The 18,814-nt window shown below is 66.1% G+C and carries 18 protein-coding genes and 1 tRNA gene; 2 read left to right on the forward strand and 17 right to left on the reverse strand.

Annotated elements, in window-relative coordinates:
* Positions 1–85: 85 nt before the first annotated feature.
* Both K8P63_RS04485 and K8P63_RS04490 read right to left on the reverse strand, forming a co-directional pair.
* The gene (locus K8P63_RS04485; RefSeq protein WP_223798666.1) at positions 86–892 is read right to left on the reverse strand and encodes an undecaprenyl-diphosphate phosphatase; all 807 of its coding nucleotides are present in this window, start codon (positions 890–892) and stop codon (positions 86–88) included.
* A 35-nt stretch (positions 893–927) separates the two neighbouring features.
* Positions 928–1,860, reverse strand: coding sequence for a complex I NDUFA9 subunit family protein (locus K8P63_RS04490; RefSeq protein ID WP_223798667.1), 933 nt, complete (start codon positions 1,858–1,860; stop codon positions 928–930).
* Between the two features lie 125 nt (positions 1,861–1,985).
* On the opposite strand from K8P63_RS04490, the gene K8P63_RS04495 reads away from it, so the two are divergent.
* Both K8P63_RS04495 and K8P63_RS04500 read left to right on the forward strand, forming a co-directional pair.
* Positions 1,986–2,072, forward strand: a tRNA-Leu gene (locus tag K8P63_RS04495).
* A 176-nt stretch (positions 2,073–2,248) separates the two neighbouring features.
* Positions 2,249–3,520, forward strand: a complete 1,272-nt coding sequence (locus K8P63_RS04500; RefSeq protein WP_223798668.1) for a tyrosine-type recombinase/integrase — start codon at positions 2,249–2,251, stop codon at positions 3,518–3,520.
* Positions 3,521–3,560: 40 nt separating this feature from the next.
* Here the strand turns inward: K8P63_RS04500 and K8P63_RS04505 are convergent, their stop codons facing one another.
* From K8P63_RS04505 to rlxS, 15 genes are all read right to left on the reverse strand, one after another.
* A complete protein-coding gene (locus K8P63_RS04505) occupies positions 3,561–3,764 on the reverse strand; it encodes a helix-turn-helix domain-containing protein (RefSeq protein ID WP_223798669.1) in 204 nt (67 codons plus the stop codon).
* Positions 3,761–3,991 carry a DUF2274 domain-containing protein gene (locus tag K8P63_RS04510; protein WP_223798670.1) on the reverse strand — a complete coding sequence of 77 codons (231 nt, stop codon included), beginning with the start codon at positions 3,989–3,991 and terminating at the stop codon, positions 3,761–3,763. The genes K8P63_RS04505 and K8P63_RS04510 overlap by 4 nt, the downstream gene beginning before the upstream one ends.
* Position 3,992: 1 nt before the next feature.
* Positions 3,993–5,186 (reverse strand): TrbI/VirB10 family protein, encoded by a 1,194-nt coding sequence (locus K8P63_RS04515; protein WP_223798671.1) that lies wholly within the window; start codon positions 5,184–5,186, stop codon positions 3,993–3,995.
* A complete protein-coding gene (gene trbG / locus K8P63_RS04520; RefSeq protein ID WP_398288840.1) occupies positions 5,183–6,115 on the reverse strand; it encodes a P-type conjugative transfer protein TrbG in 933 nt (310 codons plus the stop codon). Before trbG ends, K8P63_RS04515 begins: the two co-directional genes overlap by 4 nt.
* Positions 6,116–6,129: 14 nt before the next feature.
* Positions 6,130–6,927 (reverse strand): conjugal transfer protein TrbF, encoded by a 798-nt coding sequence (trbF, locus tag K8P63_RS04525; protein WP_223798672.1) that lies wholly within the window; start codon positions 6,925–6,927, stop codon positions 6,130–6,132.
* A 1-nt stretch (position 6,928) separates the two neighbouring features.
* On the reverse strand, positions 6,929–8,230 hold the full coding sequence (gene trbL, locus K8P63_RS04530) for a P-type conjugative transfer protein TrbL (protein ID WP_223798673.1): 1,302 nt from the start codon (positions 8,228–8,230) through the stop codon (positions 6,929–6,931).
* A 115-nt stretch (positions 8,231–8,345) separates the two neighbouring features.
* Positions 8,346–9,092, reverse strand: coding sequence for a P-type conjugative transfer protein TrbJ (gene trbJ, locus K8P63_RS04535; protein ID WP_223798674.1), 747 nt, complete (start codon positions 9,090–9,092; stop codon positions 8,346–8,348).
* 5 nt (positions 9,093–9,097) lie between these two features.
* Positions 9,098–11,536, reverse strand: a complete 2,439-nt coding sequence (gene trbE / locus K8P63_RS04540; RefSeq protein WP_223798675.1) for a conjugal transfer protein TrbE — start codon at positions 11,534–11,536, stop codon at positions 9,098–9,100.
* Positions 11,530–11,799: a VirB3 family type IV secretion system protein gene (locus K8P63_RS04545; protein WP_223798676.1), complete on the reverse strand. Its 270-nt coding sequence runs from the start codon at positions 11,797–11,799 to the stop codon at positions 11,530–11,532. Before K8P63_RS04545 ends, trbE begins: the two co-directional genes overlap by 7 nt.
* Complete coding sequence (locus K8P63_RS04550; protein WP_398288428.1) at positions 11,796–12,131, reverse strand: TrbC/VirB2 family protein; 336 nt, start codon at positions 12,129–12,131, stop codon at positions 11,796–11,798. The genes K8P63_RS04545 and K8P63_RS04550 overlap by 4 nt, the downstream gene beginning before the upstream one ends.
* Before the next feature lie 2 nt (positions 12,132–12,133).
* Positions 12,134–13,120 carry a P-type conjugative transfer ATPase TrbB gene (gene trbB / locus K8P63_RS04555; protein ID WP_223798677.1) on the reverse strand — a complete coding sequence of 329 codons (987 nt, stop codon included), beginning with the start codon at positions 13,118–13,120 and terminating at the stop codon, positions 12,134–12,136.
* The gene (locus K8P63_RS04560; protein WP_223798678.1) at positions 13,117–13,518 is read right to left on the reverse strand and encodes a CopG family transcriptional regulator; all 402 of its coding nucleotides are present in this window, start codon (positions 13,516–13,518) and stop codon (positions 13,117–13,119) included. Before K8P63_RS04560 ends, trbB begins: the two co-directional genes overlap by 4 nt.
* Position 13,519: 1 nt before the next feature.
* Positions 13,520–15,547, reverse strand: a complete 2,028-nt coding sequence (locus K8P63_RS04565; RefSeq protein ID WP_223798679.1) for a conjugal transfer protein TraG — start codon at positions 15,545–15,547, stop codon at positions 13,520–13,522.
* 73 nt (positions 15,548–15,620) lie between these two features.
* Positions 15,621–16,661 (reverse strand): cysteine desulfurase family protein, encoded by a 1,041-nt coding sequence (locus tag K8P63_RS04570; protein WP_317629370.1) that lies wholly within the window; start codon positions 16,659–16,661, stop codon positions 15,621–15,623.
* Positions 16,662–16,724: 63 nt separating this feature from the next.
* The gene (gene rlxS, locus K8P63_RS04575; protein ID WP_223799729.1) at positions 16,725–18,695 is read right to left on the reverse strand and encodes a relaxase/mobilization nuclease RlxS; all 1,971 of its coding nucleotides are present in this window, start codon (positions 18,693–18,695) and stop codon (positions 16,725–16,727) included.
* Positions 18,696–18,814 lie beyond the last annotated feature (119 nt).

The raw sequence follows: 18,814 nt of genomic DNA on the forward strand, positions 1-18,814 counted from the left end.
CAGCACAGCTGACCCAAAAACCAACGATCGAGCCTGAATATCGCCATTTGGCATCGATCTGGGCCGATTTAGGTCCGATCGGGAACTACATCCGCGAGAGCCACACCAGCGCCAGCGTGCCGGCGACGATGCGATACCATGCGAACGGCCCGAAGCCGTGCTTGGTGACGATGCCGACGAATGCCTTCACCACCACCAGGGCGACGAAGAAGGCGACGACGAAACCGATCGCGATCGTGCCCAGCCCGACTGCGCCCGGTGCCATCAGATCGTGGCGATGTTTGAACAGTTCGAGCGTCGTCGCGCCGAGCATCGTGGGAATGGCGAGGAAGAAGCTGAATTCGGCCGCCGTCCGCCGCTCCACGCCTAGCGACAGCGCACCCATGATGGTCGCGCCCGAGCGGCTGACGCCGGGGATCATCGCCAGGCACTGGATGAAGCCGATGCCGAGCGTTTTGCCCAGCGGGATGTCGGCGACGCCGCGGATGGTCCGCTCCTTCGCCAGCCGCTCGACGACCAGGATCGCAACGCCGCCGACGATCAGCGCCACCGCCACCACCGTGGCATTGCCGAGCAGCGCCTCGATCTTCTTGTGCAGCGCCAGTCCGATCACCACCGCCGGGACGAAGGCCACCAGCACGTTGCGGGTGAAGCGGATCGAGGTCGCGTCGCCGCGCGTCAGCCCCATGATCACCGTCCAGAAGGTGCGCCAGTACAGCACGACCACCGCCAGGATCGCACCGAGCTGGATGACGATGTTGAACACCTCCCACTGCGCGGCATCATAGCCGAGCAACTTGGTGGCGAGGATCAGATGCCCGGTCGACGAGACGGGCAGATATTCGGTCAGACCTTCGACGATCCCGAGCAGGACCGGCTGGAGAATGCTCATGCGGGACCCTTACGGCTAGGTGGGGGGTAGAATGATCAGGCGGCGCCGAGGCTGAACCGGCCGTGGCGACGAAAGCGGACCAGCCAGCGCGGCGCCACCGCGGCGAGCGGCGCCGGCGCGATCCCGAAGTCGGCGAAGCCGGGCGCGCCGGTCGTGACGACATTGTCCCGCTGCAGCATCAGCCACTGATCCCACGTCATCGGCGCGCCGGGCAGCCAACCGCCCATGCGCGCCGCGAGCCCGGCGAGCGCATCGGGCACCGCCGGCAGCGAGAGCTTGCGGCCGATCGCCTGCGCGATCCATGCATTGAGCTCGCCCATCGACAGGATCTGCGGGCCGCCGAGCTCGTAGGTCTTGCCGGCGTGGGCCTGCGGATCGAGCGCCGCCTGGGCGATGGCGCGGGCGACGTCGCTCACCCATGCCGGCTGGAACTTCGCGCCCGCGCGCACCACCGGCACCACCGGCGCCAACGAGATCATCTGGGCGAAGCGATTGACGAACTGATCCTCCGGCCCGAACAGGATCGACGGGCGGACGATCGTGGCGTCGGGGAAGGCGTCGCGCACCGCGCGCTCGCCTTCGCCCTTGGTGCGGGCATAAGCGCTGTCGGCGGCCGGATCGGCGCCGATCGCGGAGATCTGGACGAAGGCGCGGACGCCGGCGGCGCGCGCGGCGGCGGCGGCGGTGCGCGCGCCGTCGACATGGAGCGCCTGGAACGGCCCCTTCAGCACGCCCACCAGATTGACGACCGCCGTCGCGCCGGAAACGGCGCGCGCGATGCTGTCGGGCTTGGTGAGGCTGGCCGGGACGAACTGCACCTGGCCGAGCGGGCCGAGCGGCTTCAGATACCAGGCGTCGGCGGGATAGCGCTCGGCGATGCGCACGCGCGCGCCTGCCGCCAGCAATTCCTGCGCGACATAGCGGCCCAGAAAGCCGCCGCCGCCGATCAAGGTGACCAGTTCGTCCATCCGTCCGTCATTCCCGCTGTCGCCACGCGTCACGAGGCAATGCCCGCGTCCGCGGCGCGATGCAATGCCCCTGCGCCGGTTGACAAGCCCCGATCCACCCCCCTAAAGGCCGCCGCCTACCCCGTGCCCAGATGGCGGAATTGGTAGACGCACCAGCTTCAGGTGCTGGCGATCGCAAGGTCGTGGAGGTTCGAGTCCTCTTCTGGGCACCAGTTGCTGCCTCTGGATTCGTCCAGAGGCGTCCAGCAACAGACTGTTTTCAAAGCATAATTTCATCGACGATCGCTGGCAACCGTCCGGGTTGATCCAGTGGATTCCAGCAAAAGATACACAAAATGTGTATCCTGGTGTGTCTGCTGGGTGACCCCGGAAAACCGGGATCACGACGATGCTGACTCAACTCCAAATCACCTCTGCCAAACCCCAACCGAAGCCATACACGCTCTCCGACGGGCAAGGGCTCGCTCTGTTCGTTCAGCCCTCGGGCGCCAAGATCTGGCGCTTTCGCTACCGATATGGCGGTCAGGCCAGGACACTGCACATCGGCCAATGGCCGGCTCTCTCCCTCGCTGACGCTCGCGAGAAATGCCGAGACGCTCGAAAAGCAATCGCTTCCGGTATCGACCCCGTCCTCGAGAAGAAGCGGACGAAGATCGAATCGCAGTTCGCCGTGGCGACGAGCTTCAAGGAAGTCGCGATCGAATGGGTCGCCAAATGCGAGCGTGAAGGCCTCGCCGAGATCACGCTCGGAAAGATCCGGTGGCTTCTCGGGATGGCCTACCCGATGATCGGGTCACACCCGATCAATGGCATCACCCCGATCGAAGCCCTCTCCGTTCTGCGAAAGATCGAGGCGAAGGGGAATTACGAGAGCGCCCGACGGATGCGCAGCGTCCTCAGCCGGGTGTTTCGCTATGGGATCGCCACTGCGCGGTGCGATCGTGATGTCGCGGCGGACCTTCGCGGCGCGCTGACGACTCCAAGAACCACGCACCATGCCGCGATCGTCGACCCGGAAGAGGTTGGCATCCTGCTCAAGACGATGGACGGCTATACCGGTCAGGCAGTCACGCGAATGGCGATGCGCCTGTCTCCCCACTTGTTCGCAAGACCGGGCGAGCTTCGGCAGGCAGAATGGTCTGAGATCGACGTCGTCAAGGCGATCTGGTCGGTTCCTGCTGAGCGGATGAAGATGCGCCGGCCGCACCGGGTGCCGCTATCGGTACAGGTGCTGGAGATGATCGAGGAACTGCGCGAGATAAGCGGGCATCGCCGATACCTGTTCCCTTGCCTTGGAAACCCGAAGCGGCCGATGTCCGAGAATGGCGTGAACCAGGCGCTGCGGCGGCTGGGATACCAAGCCGAGGAGATGACGGCGCATGGCTTCCGCGCGATGGCGGCAACGCTGCTCAACGAGACGGGCCGCTGGAACCCCGATGCGATCGAGCGGCAACTGGCTCACCAGGAAGCGTCGTCGGTGCGACGGGCCTATGCACGCGGTGAGTATTGGGACGAGCGCGTGACCATGATGCAGCATTGGTCGGACTATCTCGATCAGTTGCGCGCTGCTGCGACGGAAACGAAAAAGCCGAGGCCCGTCGTAAAGACGGCGAAGCGCAAGTCGAACGCGGGCCGCCCGCGCGGGCGACCGCGAAAGTAGGATCGGGAGCGCCAGAGCGGGCTCCGCCGCTCTGGCGCGATCAGTTTGGTGTTGCCTCCGAAGCCGTCAGGGCCTTGAGGCTCTGAAACTGAATCAGGGTCGCACGGCCGACCTTCACCGTATCGAGGTCTCCGGACTGAATGAGCTCGTAGATCCGGGAACGGCTGAGGCCGGTGATCCGCACGGCGGTCGATATCCGAACCGTGAGCGGCTCGATCTTCTTCTCCCAGCCACGCTCGATCATTTCTGCCCCCGCTGCCGCGCATCGCGGTCTCGTGCAAAGCTGCGATCGCTTTCCAGAAAAGCGGTGAGCATCGCCGGGATGAGTTCGACGACCGGTTCCTCCCGGCCATAGGTCTGGGCGTAGAGCGCGGCATAGTCGGTCAAAGCCTGATGGAGATCCGGCATGACGGTGATGCCGAGCTTGATGGGCGTTCGGTCCGGGAGCTGCGGTAGCTTGAGATCGGCCATGTCAGCGCTCCCCTCGAACAGGGGCGAGCACGAGATCCTTGTGGACGACCAGACGAACCGGCGCGCCAGGACGGATCGTGATCGTCGGCTGGATGCCGAGATTGCGTTGGGTGATCTGATCGCCGGCCCGAGATACGCTGTCCTGCGTCGACATCCGGAGCGCCTGAACCAGGTCACTCTGTCCGGAGAGCGCCAGCTGAGAGCTGACCCCGAGCAGCGTTGATAGAGCAACGCCCTTCAGGAGCTGCCAGGTGTGCATGTCGACTTTGTCCTGAAGGCCGGCATATCCGGATGGATCGGTTGCCGGCACATTGTCGATCCGCTGCGAGCTGCCATCCGGCATGATGATCCGCTGCCAGACTATCAACGCTCGCTTCTGACCGAACGCCACGACGCTGTCGTAACTGCCGACCAGCCGCGCCCCTTGCGGGATGAGCAGGATCTGGCCCGTCGCGCAGTCGTAGATGTTCTCAATGACCTGGGCCGTCACGAGACCGGGCAGATCCGAGCGCAGTCCGGTGATCAGGCTCGCCGAGATCACACTGCCGGCCGACAGCGTGTAGGGCGATGCCAGCGGCGTGAGGGTGTGCGGATTGACGTCGCCTCTCGGATCGAGCGTGGCGACGAAATCGGCCTTGCGTCCCTGCGCGTTCGGATCGTTGCCCGGATCGAGCGCCAGCTTCGCAGATGTCGGATCTGCCGCCACCGCTGTGGGCGTGGCAGGCGCGGCACTCGCCGTCGTGATCTGCCGCCCCTGCACGAGAACACCGGACTCGCGTGCCGCCTTCAACTCGGCAAGCTGACGCTCCCGTTCCGCGGCTTGCGCCTGTTGAAGCTGCTGATCGGCCGGACTTACCGCCATCATCTCGGCGCGCTGGTGTTCCAGGATCGGCTTGCCGAGATCGCCTGGCAGCGGCGGTCCGAGCTTCGGGACATCGCCATAGGTCGCGGGCGCGCCGCTCAGCGTGTCGCTCGGCGCCTTGACCGGATCTGCCAGATCATCCTGCGCTTCGACGTGGTGCAGGATGTGAGGCTTGAGCGCCATGAAGGTGACGGCGGTGAGACTTACCGATCCCAGCGCCGCGATCGCGATGATCAAGCCGCGCTTGAAGCGGATCGCGCGAGGTGGCCGGCTGCGAATGGCCAGCGTCTCGGGATCGACCCTGGCGGCCGGAGGAAGTGCCGCCTCGGTCACGATGCCCTCCGACGGCTATAGGCCTCGGTCGTCCGGCTGATGCGGACGATGTCCTGATGCTTGAGGCCCAGACGCAATTCGGCGGCGTCGAACAGCCGGTCGACGACGTAGAAGCGGCTCTGCACGCGATAGTTGACGAGGCTTGCGGTGCCCTTTGCATCGACGAGGAAGAGCGGTGGCGCTTCCCCGACAGCAAGGCTCGCTGGGAACTCGATAAAGGTCTGCCGCCCATCGTCAAATGCGCGCAGCGGACGCCACGCCGGCTGGTCGCCGGTGATCGCATAATCGAAATGAAGCTGGTCGATCGACAGGCCGGAAGCCACCGGCAGCGCCGCGCGTGCCTGCTCGACCGCCGCCTTGTAAGCAATCAGGGCATCCTGCGGATAAGTCCACGACAGCGCCGCCATCGCCGTCCGCTCCGTGCTGGTCAGCGACAGGTGATAGGTCCGGCGGTCGGTGGTAATGACGACATTGGTCGCGAGCCCCGCCGAGAACGGCTTGACGAGGACATGCGTCCGCTTGGTTTCGCCGCTGCCGCTGCTGGTGTCACCAATGACCCAGCGGACCGTATCGCCGGCCGCGACTGCGCCCAGCGTTTCGCCGGACTGAAGGGCGATGTCGGTCACTTGGCCTGGTGCCGTGAAGACGTGGAAGAGCGCACCCTCTGCATAGGGATAGACTTGCGTCGCATTGAGGTAGCCGCTCACGGCCGGCTCCAACGTCGCCGAGTGGTTGGCGGCTCGCACTCGAAGCTCCGCGGCCGACGGCGGCCGATCACGATGTGTGATTGGCGGGGCCGATGGTGTGGCCATTGCCGGCGGTGCGCTGACAGCCGGTGCCTGGGGCGATGCCGGTGGCGTAGCGGCCGGAGTGTCAGCGAGCGCGGGGGCGGCAGCGATGATCGTTGTCGCAAGCAGAATCGATTTCATGGAAGCCTCCAGAGTCACATGCGGGGTTGAGCGAGGCCGGGATCGAGCGGCGATCCAAGCGGGATATCGGCGGCCGGTGCTGCGACGGGCTTCGCTGGCGCCTGCTGAGATGCCGAGGCAGTCGCGGCGGGTTCGAGCTCGCGCATCCAGTCGATCCCATCGACATAGAGACCGAGCGGATTCTTCCGCAGCGTGTCGGCCGTTACCGGCCCCTTGAGCACGACGGTGACGATCGCCGTCCAATGTGCGACGCCGGTCTGTGCGCCGCGGTCGAACGTCGTCTCGATCCATTTCACTTGGAAAGATCGGTCGGAAGCTCGCACGATGCTGGTCACTTGAACCGACACCGTCTTCTCGCCGGCATGGCCAAATGGATCGGCGGCACGCGCATAGTCGCCGAGGAAGATCGCTCCACGCTTGGTGGTGAAGTCGTAGGCTGAGAGCCACGATTGCCGCATCAGCACCGGGTCGAGCGAGACCGAACGGATATCGGTGACGAAGCGGCCGAGGAACCACGCGATCTGCGGATCGGTCGGGCGGAAGCCTGCCTCCGCCGCGCTGACCGCCCTCGGCTCGCCGAGACGATCAACCTCGACAACATAGGGCACCACGCGGCTCTGCAGCGATTGCCAGAGCAGACCGCCGGACAATGCGCTGGTGAGGCCTAGGCAGGCAAAGGCCATCAGTCGCCAGTTGCGCGCCTGTACGCGGGCCGAGCCTATCCGTTCGTCCCAGAGCTGGCCGGCCCGATGGAAGGGTGTCTCGGGTTCGGGCGTTCGCCCATAGCGTTGCACCGCTCGCTTGAAGCGCATGTCAGTCCTCCTTTTCCTTGATGTCGGGGGTGGCGCCGTGGCCCCCCCGATCGCCCTGCTGGACGGTGTGCATGGCGGTCTGGCCGTGATGACGTGTGGCTGCCTGCGACTCCATCGCGCGCGCCCAGCCGGGGACGGACGTGTCCGTGCCGGACGATGCCGGACCCGAATCTGCCTTGGGGTTCATCGCGGCCCACGCCGCCTGGCGGCCGGACTCGACGGCCTCGCCGAAGCCGATCGCTGAGGACATGCGCGATCGGGCAGCGCCCGCAGCCGCGCGGGCCATACCGCCCATGCCGGCACCGACGGTCGCCGAGCCGCTGGCCTCCTGGCCGAGCCCATAGGCGGTCGATGCCGCCGACCCCATCGTCGCACCGGCACGGATCGCACCGAGCCCGCCGGCCGCGATGCCGCGAGCCGCCGCCATCGCCCCCGCGCCACCGAGATAGGCGATGCCGCCCGCTCCGAGGACTGTGCCGAAGGCCGCACCTGCGCCGAGCTGCGGAGCGCCCGCAACGAGACCGGAGGCGATGCCCGGACCGAAGATGCCGAGGCCGAACAGCGCGAGACTGGCGAGGACGAGGCTCATCGCCTGTCCCACGTCGGGCTCGTGGCCCTGCAACGCGGTCGTGAACTGGGTGAAGTAGTTGGAGCCGATGCCGACGATGACAGCGAGCACCATCACCTTGATGCCCGAAGAGACGACGTTGCCGAGGACTCGCTCGGCCAAGAAACTTGTCCGTCCCCAAAGGGCAAAGGGTACGAGGATGAAGCCGGCGAGGCTCGTCAGCTTGAACTCGAGGATGCTGACGAACATCTGCACGGCGAGGATGAAGAAGGCGATGATGACGATCGCCCAGGCGAACAGCAGCACCAGGATCGTCACGACATTGTCGAAGAAGGTCGTGAAACCCATCATCTGCTCGGCTTGCTGAAGCAGCGGCCAGGCGGCGGAGAAGCCGATGCCGGCAAGCTTGCCGGGCCGGAGCAGATCGTCGGTCGAGATCGTGCCGCCGCCGGCCGTGATGCCGGCCTGCGCAAAGGATCGGTAGATGATGTCCGACAGCGTCGAGAAGCTGTTCAACATGTAGGCGAACGCGCCGATGTAGAGGATCTTGCGGATCAGCCGGCCGAGGACATTGTCCTCGCCGCCCATCGCCCAGAACAGCCCGGCTAGCGTGATATCGAGCGCGATCAGCGTTCGGCTGAGGAAGCTGACGTCGCCGCCGAGCAGCCCGAACCCGCTGTCGATGTAGCGGATGAAGGCGGCCATGAACTGGTCGATGACATTGAGGTCGTTCATGCGTCGGGCTTCCGAAAATGAAGGGTGCCGCGGAGCGCGTCTGGGGGAGCTGCGACGCGCCCCGCGGCGGACGGCGACGGGAGGCGAGACCGCCGCCGCCTGATCCGGCGTGAACCTACTGGGGGGTGTAGGCCGTGCCGGAACCGAGGAACTTGGCGGCGGCGTCGTGCGCGTCGGACTGCGCCTGCGTCCGGGTCGCGCCGGCCAGCGCATCGGCGCGACTTTGCGCGGCCATCATGTGCTGGATCTGGAATTGCTGCTTCGCGACGAGCGCGAGCAGCTGATTGGTGGTCTGCTGGACCTGCAGAGCGCCCTGCGATCCCTGGCTGCGGGACACGAGGCTGTTGAGCGTCGCTTCGTCTGCCGCGATGTTCTCGACCACTTGGCTCTGGACGGTCATCGTCTGCTGATAGGCGGACATCGACGTCGCCAGCCGGGTACGGGCGTCGGCGACGTGCTGGTTGTTGGTCAGCGCGGAATTGAAGCTCGTCGGGTAGAGCGCCTGATACTGCTGATTGAGCAGGGTGACGTGGAACTGGATGTTCGACGCCTGCCCCATCAGCTGGTCGATCTTCTGGATGTCCTGCTGGAGCATCGTGAGCTCGGGGAAGCTGACGACGCTCAGATTCTTCGCCTGGTTGATCAGGCTCTGCGCCTGGTTCTGCAGCATGGTGATCTGGTTGTTGATCTGCTGGAGCGTATGCGCCGCCGTCAGCACGCTCTGGCTGTAATTCGCGGGATCGAAGACCGTGAGCTGTGCTTGTGCCGGCGTACCGGACATCGAAAGGCTGACGATAGACGCACCGGCGATGGCGAGGCCGGCGACGGACGCGACGATGTATCTGCGGATTGGGGTACGCATGACAATTACTCCTGGGGGGTGGGAGACGGGAAGCTGGCAAGCAGGTCGGCGGCCCAGCCGAGATCGGCCCCACCCAGGAAGCGCGCGGCGAAATCGCCAGCGCCATGCTCGGCGAGGATGGCATCGATCTGCTTCTGGCTGGCAGGATCGGAGGCACCGCACAGGGCAAGCGCGATTGGGCCCAAGCCCAGCTCGAAAAGGCGGTTTCCGCGCGCGGATTGCAGGTAATAGTGGCGCTTAGGCGTCGCTCGGCTGATCAGCTCGATCTGCCGGTCGTTGAGGCCGAAGCGCTCGTAGGCGGCCCGCCCCTGCGGCTCGATCGCGCGATCGTTGGGAAGCAGGATACGCTGCGGACAGCTTTCGATGATTGCGGGCGCGATGCTGCTGCCGGCGATGTCGGCGAGACTCTGGGTCGCGAACAGCACCGCGACATTCTTCTTGCGGAGCGTCTTCAGCCATTCGCGGATGCGCGCTGCGAACAGCGGATGGTCGAGGAAGATCCAAGCCTCGTCGAGGATGAGCAGGGTCGGCCGACCGTCGAACCGCTCCTCCAGCCGGTGGAAGAGATAGGTCAGGACTGGGGCGACGACGCTGGCTTGGCCGAGCAGCGCCTCGGTCTCGAAGCATTGGATATCGGCGAACCGGAGTTCGCTTTCTGCCGCGTCGAGCAGCCGACCGTGTGGACCGTCGAGCGTATAGGGTTGGAGCGCGACTCTCAGCGCGTTCGACTGCAGCAAGAGCGCCAGCCCGGTCATCGTCCGCTCCTGCGGCGGGGCCGACGCGAGGCTGCCGATAGCTGACCAGACGGCATCCTTCACCTCAGGGGTGACGACGACTCTCTCGGCGTCGAGCAGAGCCGCGATCCATTCGGCCGCCCACGCTCGCTCGGCGGGCTCGTCGATCCGCTGCAGCGGTTGGAACGCGAGCACGTCGCCGGCATCGGACCCGACGCCGAGCGCATGATGCGCGCCGCCCATGGCCAGCACGGCGGCGCGCGCCGAATAGCCCTTGTCGAAAATGTATATCTGCGCACGGGCATAACGTCGGAACTGGAGCGCGATCAGTGCCAGCAGCACCGATTTGCCCGCGCCCGTCGGCCCCACCGCCATCATGTGTCCGACGTCGCCGACGTGGGTAGACAAGCGAAAGGGCGTCGAGCCCGACGTCTGCGCCACGAACAGCGGCGGCCCGTCGAGATGCGCGTTCCGCGCCGGACCGGCCCAGACCGACGACAGCGGCATCAGGTGCGCAAGGTTCAGCGTGTGGACGATCGGCTGCCGGACGTTGGCGTAGGCGTGGCCGGGGAGCGAGGAGAACCAGGCCTCGACGGCGTTCACGCCCTCGCGGATCGTCGTGAAGCCAAGACCGCCGGTGATCCGCTCGACCTGCCGGATCTTCTCCTCGACCCGCGCGCGATCGGCGTCCGATACAGTGATCGTGGTGGTCACATAGCCGAAGGCGACATGGTCGCCGCCGAGCGCCTGCAGCGCGAGGTCGGCATCGACGACCTTATTGTCGGCGTCGCCGTCGAGGAGCTGCGTCGGCTGGTTGTACATCACCTCGCGGAGCAGCGCGGTGATCGACTTGCGCTTGTTGAACCACTGACGGCGGACCCTGGTCAGCACCTTGGTGGCGTCGGTCTTGTCGAGCGCGATGAAGCGGGTGACCCAGCGGTAGGGGAAGTCCGCTTCGTTGAGCGCGTCGAGAATGCCGGGGCGGCTGACGTTCGGAAAGCCGGTGATGGTCAACGATCGGAGACGGCGCTCGCCGAGCATCGGTTCGAGGCCGCCGACAAGAGGCGTGTCCGCGAGCAGGCCATCGAGATACATGGGCGTCGCGGGAACGACGATCGGATGGTGCCGCGTCGACACGCAGTCGTGGAGATAGGTGAGCGTCTCGACGGACGTCAGCGCGCGCACCTCGGGCATGAAGGCGGCGAACAGATCGAGCGCGCGGTCGGTCTCCGCGACGAAGGTGGCCAGCGCCCCGCGCCAGTCGCGCCCCTCTGTCGCCTCCGGCCGATCGACAAGCGATCGCCCTGCGGCATCCGCACCGTCGGGCGCAGGCAGCCAGGTCAGAGTGAGGCGATAACGACTCTCATAATGGGCGCCGGCTTCGATGAAGCGCGCGCGTCGCTCCTGATCGACCAGCCAGGAGGCGGCATCGGGGAATTCGCTGTCGGGATAGTGAAGCGCCTCCCGCCGCTCGGCCTCGAAGAAGAGCGCCCAGCCGGTGCCGAACCGCTTGAGCACGTTGTTGGCGCGCGCAGACGCCGAGACGAGCTCGGCCTCGGTGGCGGATTCGAGATCGGGGCCGCGGAACGCCAGCGTCCGCTGGAAGCTGCCGTCCTTGTTGAGAACGATGCCCTCCGCGACCAGCGCGGCCCACGGCAGATGGTCGGCAAGGCGGTCGGCGGAATGCCGGTATTCGGCCAGACTCAGCATGCGAGATAGCCCTTCTGTCGAATGTGTCGGACCAGCACCGGCGCGAACGAGGGATCGCGCTTGGTCGCGAAGACGGCGACGCTGTGCCCGATGGCCCAAATGATGATGCCCGCGATCCACTGCTGGAGGCCGAGCCCGATCGCGGCGGCCAGCGTTCCGTTGAGGATCGCCAGCCCGCGCGGCGCCCCGCCGAGCAGGATCGGCGCCCCGAGGCTCCCATGAATGGGAACCTCGAAGCCCTCGATATGAGCGTTGTTGCTCACGCGATCAGCGCCCCGCCGCCGAAGCTGAAGAAGCTGAGGAAGAAGCTCGACGCGGCGAACGCGATCGACAGACCGAAGACGATCTGGATCAGGCGGCGGAAACCGCCCGCCGTTTCGCCGAAGGCCAGCGTCAGGCCGGTGAGTACGATCACCGCCACTGCCATGATCTTGGCGACCGGCCCCTGCACGGAATCCAGCACCTGCTGGAGCGGTTGCTCCCACGGCATGCCGGTGCCGGCCGCGTAGGCATTGCTGGCGAAGATGATGCCGAAGCCGAGAACGGCCCCGGCAACGAAGGTGGTGGGGCGATCTGGAAGCATAAGGGTCTTCATGGTCATTCTCCTTGGGGGTGGGAGGCGAGAAGTTCGGTGAGCGCGTAGGCGCCGGTGTCCGGGTCGAAGCCCACGACGCGCGCGATGCTGGCGATCCGGCGCTGCGAGCCCCGGCCGGCGATGAAGACTATGATGTCGATGGCCTCGGCGATCAGCTGGCGGGGCACGGTGACGACCGCCTCCTGCACCAGCTGCTCGACGCGATAGAGCGCGGCGATCGCGCTGTTGGCGTGGACCGTCGCGATCCCGCCGGGATGGCCCGTGTTCCAGGCCTTGAGCATGTCGAGCGCCTCGGGGCCTCGCACCTCGCCGACGATGATCCGGTCGGGACGCAGTCGCATCGTCGACCGGACCAGGTCGGTCATCGTCGTGACGCCCGGCCGCGTGCGCAGTGCAACCGTGTCGGGCAGCGGACACTGCAGTTCGCGCGTATCCTCGATCAGGATGACGCGAGCATCGAGCCACGCCATCTCGGCGAGCAGCGCATTGGCGAGCGTGGTCTTCCCCGAGCTGGTCCCGCCGGCGATCAGGATGTTCGAACGCTGGGTGACCGCCTTCCGCAGAGAATCCGCCGCGGGCGCCGACATCAGGCCGTCGGCGATGTAGTCGTCTAGGGTGTGAAGACGCTCGGCGGGCTTGCGGATCGAAAAGCAGGGGCCGAGCGAGACCGGCGGCAGCACACCCTCGAACCGTTCGCCGGCGCGGCCCTCCGCGTGCGGGGGCAGTTCCGCCGAGATGATCGGCCTGTCGGCGTGGATTTCGGTTCGTGCGTGCGACGCGACGAGGCGGATGATGCGTTCGACCTGCTCGGGATCGATGCGGACGCCCGTATCGATACGTCCCTCGCCGAGACGGTCGATGCGAAGCACACCGTCCGGATTGACCATCACCTCGACCACCTGCGGATCGGCCAGGACGAAGGCGATGTTCGGTCCCATCGCTGTTCGCAGCATCGCGCGCCGCCGATCGCTGGTGGGCGAAGCGCTCATCGATCCTGCTCCGTCGTGCCGAGAGTGCGCTTGCCGGCGGCGACCGCCCGGCCGACCTGCATGACGAAGGCTTCGAAACGATCGCGCGCAATTGCGCGACCTGCCTGGTCATTCTCCGCGAGCGGCGCCTGGATCGACAGCTCGAAGCGGATGAACAGCGCCAGCGTTTCGAGCGTGACATGGCCGTCGCGCTCGATCCGTGACAGCGCGGTCGACATGCGATCGAGGCGGATGCCGAAGCGATCGTCGAGCTCGGACGTGCCGCGGCGATCGAGCCACGCGGTGACCGCATCGACGAGAATGGCGGACTTGGATGCGCCGGGCTTGGCGGCGAGTGCCTCCAGCCGATCGCTGAGCACCCTGGGCAGGAACAGCTGGTGGCGAATTTTCTCGACCATCTCAGAAATCCAGCTGCAGGTCGTCGGGACGCGCCGACGAGCAATCGATCGCATAGACCGCACGCGAGGTGGCCAAGGCCCGCGCCTGATCCATCGTCCGCTTGTCGCCGGCGGCATCGCCATCGTCTTCGCCGAGGCCAAGAACATCGGCCGGGGCGAGGTCGACCGGCGTTGCCGGCACGATCTCGTGTGCGGGATGACGGACCTGTTCGAGGCCGCCGGTGGTCTCTTCGCCGGCTTCGCCATCCGGATCGACCAGCCGCGTATCGACGCCGCGGATATGACCTTGCCAGTCGTCCGATCTCGCGTGCGGTAGATCCGGATATCCGGCGTCGACCAGACCCGGCGCCGGCAGGATCCGCGCCGCGAAATTGCCGTCGTCGTAGTAGCGAAGCTTCGACGCCCGCACTGGCGAATGCCCGGCGACGAGAACGAGCTCGTCGGTCGGCGGCAACTGCATCACCTCGCCCGGAGTCAGAAGGGCGCGTGCGGTTTCTTGCCGGCTGACCATGACGTGCGCCAGCCAGGGTGCGAGCCGATGCCCGGCATAGTTGCGCATCGCGCGCTGCTCGGTCGCGGTACCCAGCGCGTCCGAAATGCGCTTGGCGGTTCGCTCGTCATTGGTCGCGAAGGCAACCCGGACGTGGCAGTTGTCGAGGATGGCGTTGTGCTCGCCATAGGCCTTCTCGATCTGGTTGAGGCTCTGCGCGATCAGGAAGGCGCGCACTCCATAGCCGGCCAGGAAGGCGAGACTTGTCTCGAAGAAGTCGAGGCGGCCGAGCGCGGGAAACTCGTCGAGCATCATCAGCAGGCGATGACGTCCGGAAGTACCTTCGGCGTGGAGGCGTTCGGTGAGTCGCCGCCCGATCTGATTGAGAACGAGCCTGATGAGCGGCTTTGTCCGGCTGATGTCGGAAGGCGGAACGACCAGGTAGAGCGACGCCGGATGACTTCCCTCGACGAGGTCCGCGATACGCCAGTCCGATGCGGCGGTGACCGCCGCAACCGTGGGATCGCGATAGAGACCCAGGAACGACATCGCCGTGGAGAGGACGCCGGAACGCTCGTTCTCGCTTTTGTTGAGCAGTTCCCGGGCCGCCGAGGCGACCACGGGGTGGACGACCGGCACTTCGGCCGTGCCGAGATGATTGGTCGTCATCATCGCACGAAGCGTCGCGACGAACGGCCGCTGCGGATCGGAGAGGAAGGTGGCGACCCGGGCGAGCGTCTTCTCGCGCTCGGCGTAGAGGATGTGCAGGATCGCGCCGACCAGCAGCGAATGGCTGGTCTTTTCCCAGTGGTTGCGGCGATCGAGCGCGCCTTCGGGATCGACCAGGATGTCGGCGATGTTCTGGACGTCGCGGACTTCGTCGTCGCCGCGCCGCACCTCGAGCAGCGGATTGTACCGGGCAGAGCGCGCGTCCGTCGGGTTGAACAGGAGAGCGTGCGAGAACCGGGCGCGCCAGCCAGCGGTCAGCTGCCAGTTCTCGCCCTTGATGTCGTGGATGACGGCCGAGCCTGTCCATCCGAGCAGGGTCGGCACGACGAGACCTACACCCTTGCCCGAGCGGGTCGGCGCGAAGGCCATGACGTGCTCGGGGCCGTCGTGACGAAGGTAGCGCGTGCCGACGCGACCCAGGAAGACACCGGAATCGCCGAGAAGGCCGGCAGCGCCGAGCTCCTTCGCGGATGCCCATCTTGCCGATCCGTAGGTCGTGACGAGACGGCGCTGGCGTGCCCGCCACAGCGAACCCGTGACGGCGGCGGCACACCCGGCAATCCCGCCGGCCGCGGCGATCGTCCCGGCCCGGGCAAACAAGGCCGGGGCATACGCGTCGAAGTGGAACCACCACAGGAAGAGTGACCAGGGGCGGTACACCGGCCAGCCGGCCAGACGGAACCAGGGCAGGCCAAGCTCCGGCTGCCAGGCGAGCTTCCAGGCAGCCCATTCGGTCGCCAGCCACAGGCCCGCGATGACGATCGCGAACACGACGATGATCTGGCCGATCAGGAGCTTTGTAGGGGACATGCGAGCCTCCGCCCACGCGCGAATCAGACTGCGCGGGCTTGGCCATTAGGTTCCGCGATATGGTTCTCTGCCGTCAGAGCTTCTCTGGTGCTGTTGGCTGCCGTTTGAAGGACGTCAGGGCCCCGCGGGTCGTGTGCGGACACAAAATACGGATCACCTCGGCGGCATTCTCCTCAGAGAATGACATAGATTCAAGGACATGTGAGCTTCTAAGTTGGCCACTGTTGCAAGCGGAGCCGGTGGAGATGCACAGTTGCTTTCCGACCGACAGACAAAGGGAATCCGCGTTCACGCCGTGTAACTGGATGGCTACGCTGCCTGGCACGACCGGATGCGATCCCGTGATGCGCGTCATCCTGACCTGCCGGGAAACCAACTCCTTTAGCAGCAGGGTTGCCCGGTCGCCCGTCGTTTCTGCTGCTGCAAGATGCGCTATGGCCTCGCGCGCCGCCGCACCAAAGCCCGCCAGAAGAGGCGCGGCTTCGGTCCCAGGGCGCCGTCCATTTTGTTGTCCGCCGCCGAAAACCTGCGGCGTCAGCGGTGGCGTTCCAGCTGCCGCATAGAGCGCGCCAGTCCCGACGGGCCCATAAAGTTTGTGCGCCGAGATGCTCAGGAAATCGACATCGAGGGCGAGGACGTCGATAGGAATTTTGCCCACCGCCTGCGCACCGTCGCAGTGAACGAGCGCCCCATGACGATGCGCGATCGCCGCAGCTTCGGCGATCGGTTGCAGGACGCCCGTTTCATTATTCGCCGCCATGATCGATGTTAGGAGGACGTCGTCGCCCATCAGGCCAGCAAAGCTGTTGAGATCGAGCCTGCCGTGGGCGTCGACGGGGGCGATCGAAAGTTCAAAGCCACTGGCCGTTAGCTGCTCGGCCGGCTCCAATACTGCTTTATGCTCGATGGCCGACACGACGATGCGCCGACGGCTTTGAATAGCGCTGCCGGCGACGCCGAACAGTGCCAAATTGTTGGCTTCAGTCGCTTCGGAGGTGAAGATGATCTCGGAGGGCGCCGCGTTGATTAGATTTGCGACGCTTAGGCGGGCTCCCGCAATGGCTTCCGCAGCTCGCTCACCCGCAACAGGGGGAGAACCGGCATTCAGATTTATGTATCCGCGGCGATAGCCACTGACAGTACGCTTTTTAGATCATGGCCTATCGACCAAGCGACATTATGAGATCGTTGGTCCAGAGCGAGCACGCCCAAACCGCCAGTTTACGCCGTCTTGCCCCATGAGTCCGCTGACCCGGTTGCCGAACTGTCGCTCAAGCACCGGCCGCCACGGCACGAGGGTAAATTCCCGCGACTGTTCGACAAGAGCGAACCGGCCGCCCGCCAGATCGACGCGTCGGGCGAGTCGGCCCTCGACGACGCTGCCCGTCCAGGCCTCGACGAACGGCTTGCCCAGCTCCTCGGCAAGCTGCTCGCCCGCACCGATCAATTCCCGGCGCTGAAGGAGCAAGAGCGCGTTGGCGCGAAGGCGAACCGTTCCCCCATCGACATCGGCGAGTTGCTGCTCCACCAGCCACTGCCGGCGCGCCTCGAGCGCCGACCGCGCCTCGCTTCCGAAACCAGCATCGCGCATCGGCAACGGTGCCGCAGCACCGATCTCGCGGTCGAGCCATGTTGCGGCTTCGGCCGTTTCCAGCCGGGCGAGCGGCACCGATGAAAGGGTGTCGATCTCGACGGGTCGATCGCGAACATTTCGCGCTTCATAGGCGGCAGCCCGGTCGAGATGATCCGATGCGATCGGCCAGGTGCCGTCCGCGTCGCGTTCGATGCCGACACCCGCGCGCCGCATCGCCTCCAGGCGTCGGACATGGGTCTCTGCGAAGCCCTGCGTCGCGCTGGCATCATGGCGGAGGTGCCCGTCCACGGAATAGCGGCCGCCATTGGCGGCGGCGATCTCGACCACCGTCCGGTCGACGTCGCGAACGCCGGCGTTCCGGGGGGCGGCCCGAACGATCGATCCCTCAGGCGTGGCCTCGACCCGATCGCCGCGCCCAACATCCAGATAGTGGACACGTCCGTCGACGCCGTCGACGATCAGATAGTGGCGGTCGCAATGCTCGTCCGAGAAGCCGCGATGGATGACGCGTCCGACGATCGGCTGATCGAGCCGATCATGGATGCGCTGGTCGGCGCCCGCGCGATCTAGGTTCCGCGCGGTCAATTCGCGCTGCATCGTCCTGATGATGTCCCCGCGCTCGCCCATCCGGCGAAGCGTGTCTTCGATGTCGTCATTGAGACGCCACCGCCCGTGCCCAAGATCCTCCGCTAGCCCCATCGCGCCGAGCTTGCGCAACCGGCCTGCCGTGATCGACTGCTGGAATTGGTCATTGCTCGCCGCGGTCACCGTCCGCTCGTCGTCCATGCGACGGAGCAGAAGACGGTCGATCGTGGTGAGGCGCCCCTGCTGGACATCGTGACGAAGCCGGTCCTCGATCTCCCGGTCGGTGCGCGGCCCGAGGTCGAGGGTGGCAAGCTCGGCGGCACGCTCGCGAAACCCGTGAGCGATATACTCGCGGGCGATGATCAGATTTTCGCCGCGATCGTCGACACCTCGCAGCATGATGTGGGTGTGGGGCTGGTCGGTGTTGAAATGGTCGACCGCCACCCAGTCGAGCTTCGTGCCGAGGTCATGTTCGGCCTGGATCATCAGCCGTCGGACATAGGGTCTGAGGTCAGGATATTCGGCCCCATCCTCGGCCGAGACGATGAAGCGGAACTGGTGCCGGTCGCCGTCGCAGCGCTCAACGAAGGCCTTGCCGTCGGCTTGGTCGACATCGCGACCGTAGAGTTCGCCCGGGGCGCCTTCGCGCGTCACGCCGTCTCGCTGGATATAGCGCAGATGCGCGCGGGCACCGGGAAGCCCTTTCGCGCCGAGCCTGACCAGCCTTGTCTTGACGATGGCGCGCCGGGCCCGAAAACCGGCGAGCCGGTCGCGGCTGGAAAGCAGCCGCCCAATGCTGGCGCCGCGCCCGATCCGGCTGCCGTCGAAGCGGCGATTTACGATGCCCGTCTTGCGGCCGGCCAGCCGGGCCGCCGCGACGATGCGACCACCGTAGCGGATGGCCTTCTTGCCGGACTTGGCCGAGGCGCCCTTGCCAAGCCTGGGCGTGAATTCCTCGTCGTCGCTCATTGAGCCGCGAACCGCGTCGAGCGAGACGGAGACCGACAGGAAAACGGCAGAAATTCGCCGAATCCGCGGAAGCTGTCTCTCTCCACGAGACGCATGTCTCGTGAAAAAACGATGTGCAG

Source organism: Sphingomonas nostoxanthinifaciens (assembly GCF_019930585.1).
Lineage (GTDB): Bacteria > Pseudomonadota > Alphaproteobacteria > Sphingomonadales > Sphingomonadaceae > Sphingomonas_I > Sphingomonas_I nostoxanthinifaciens.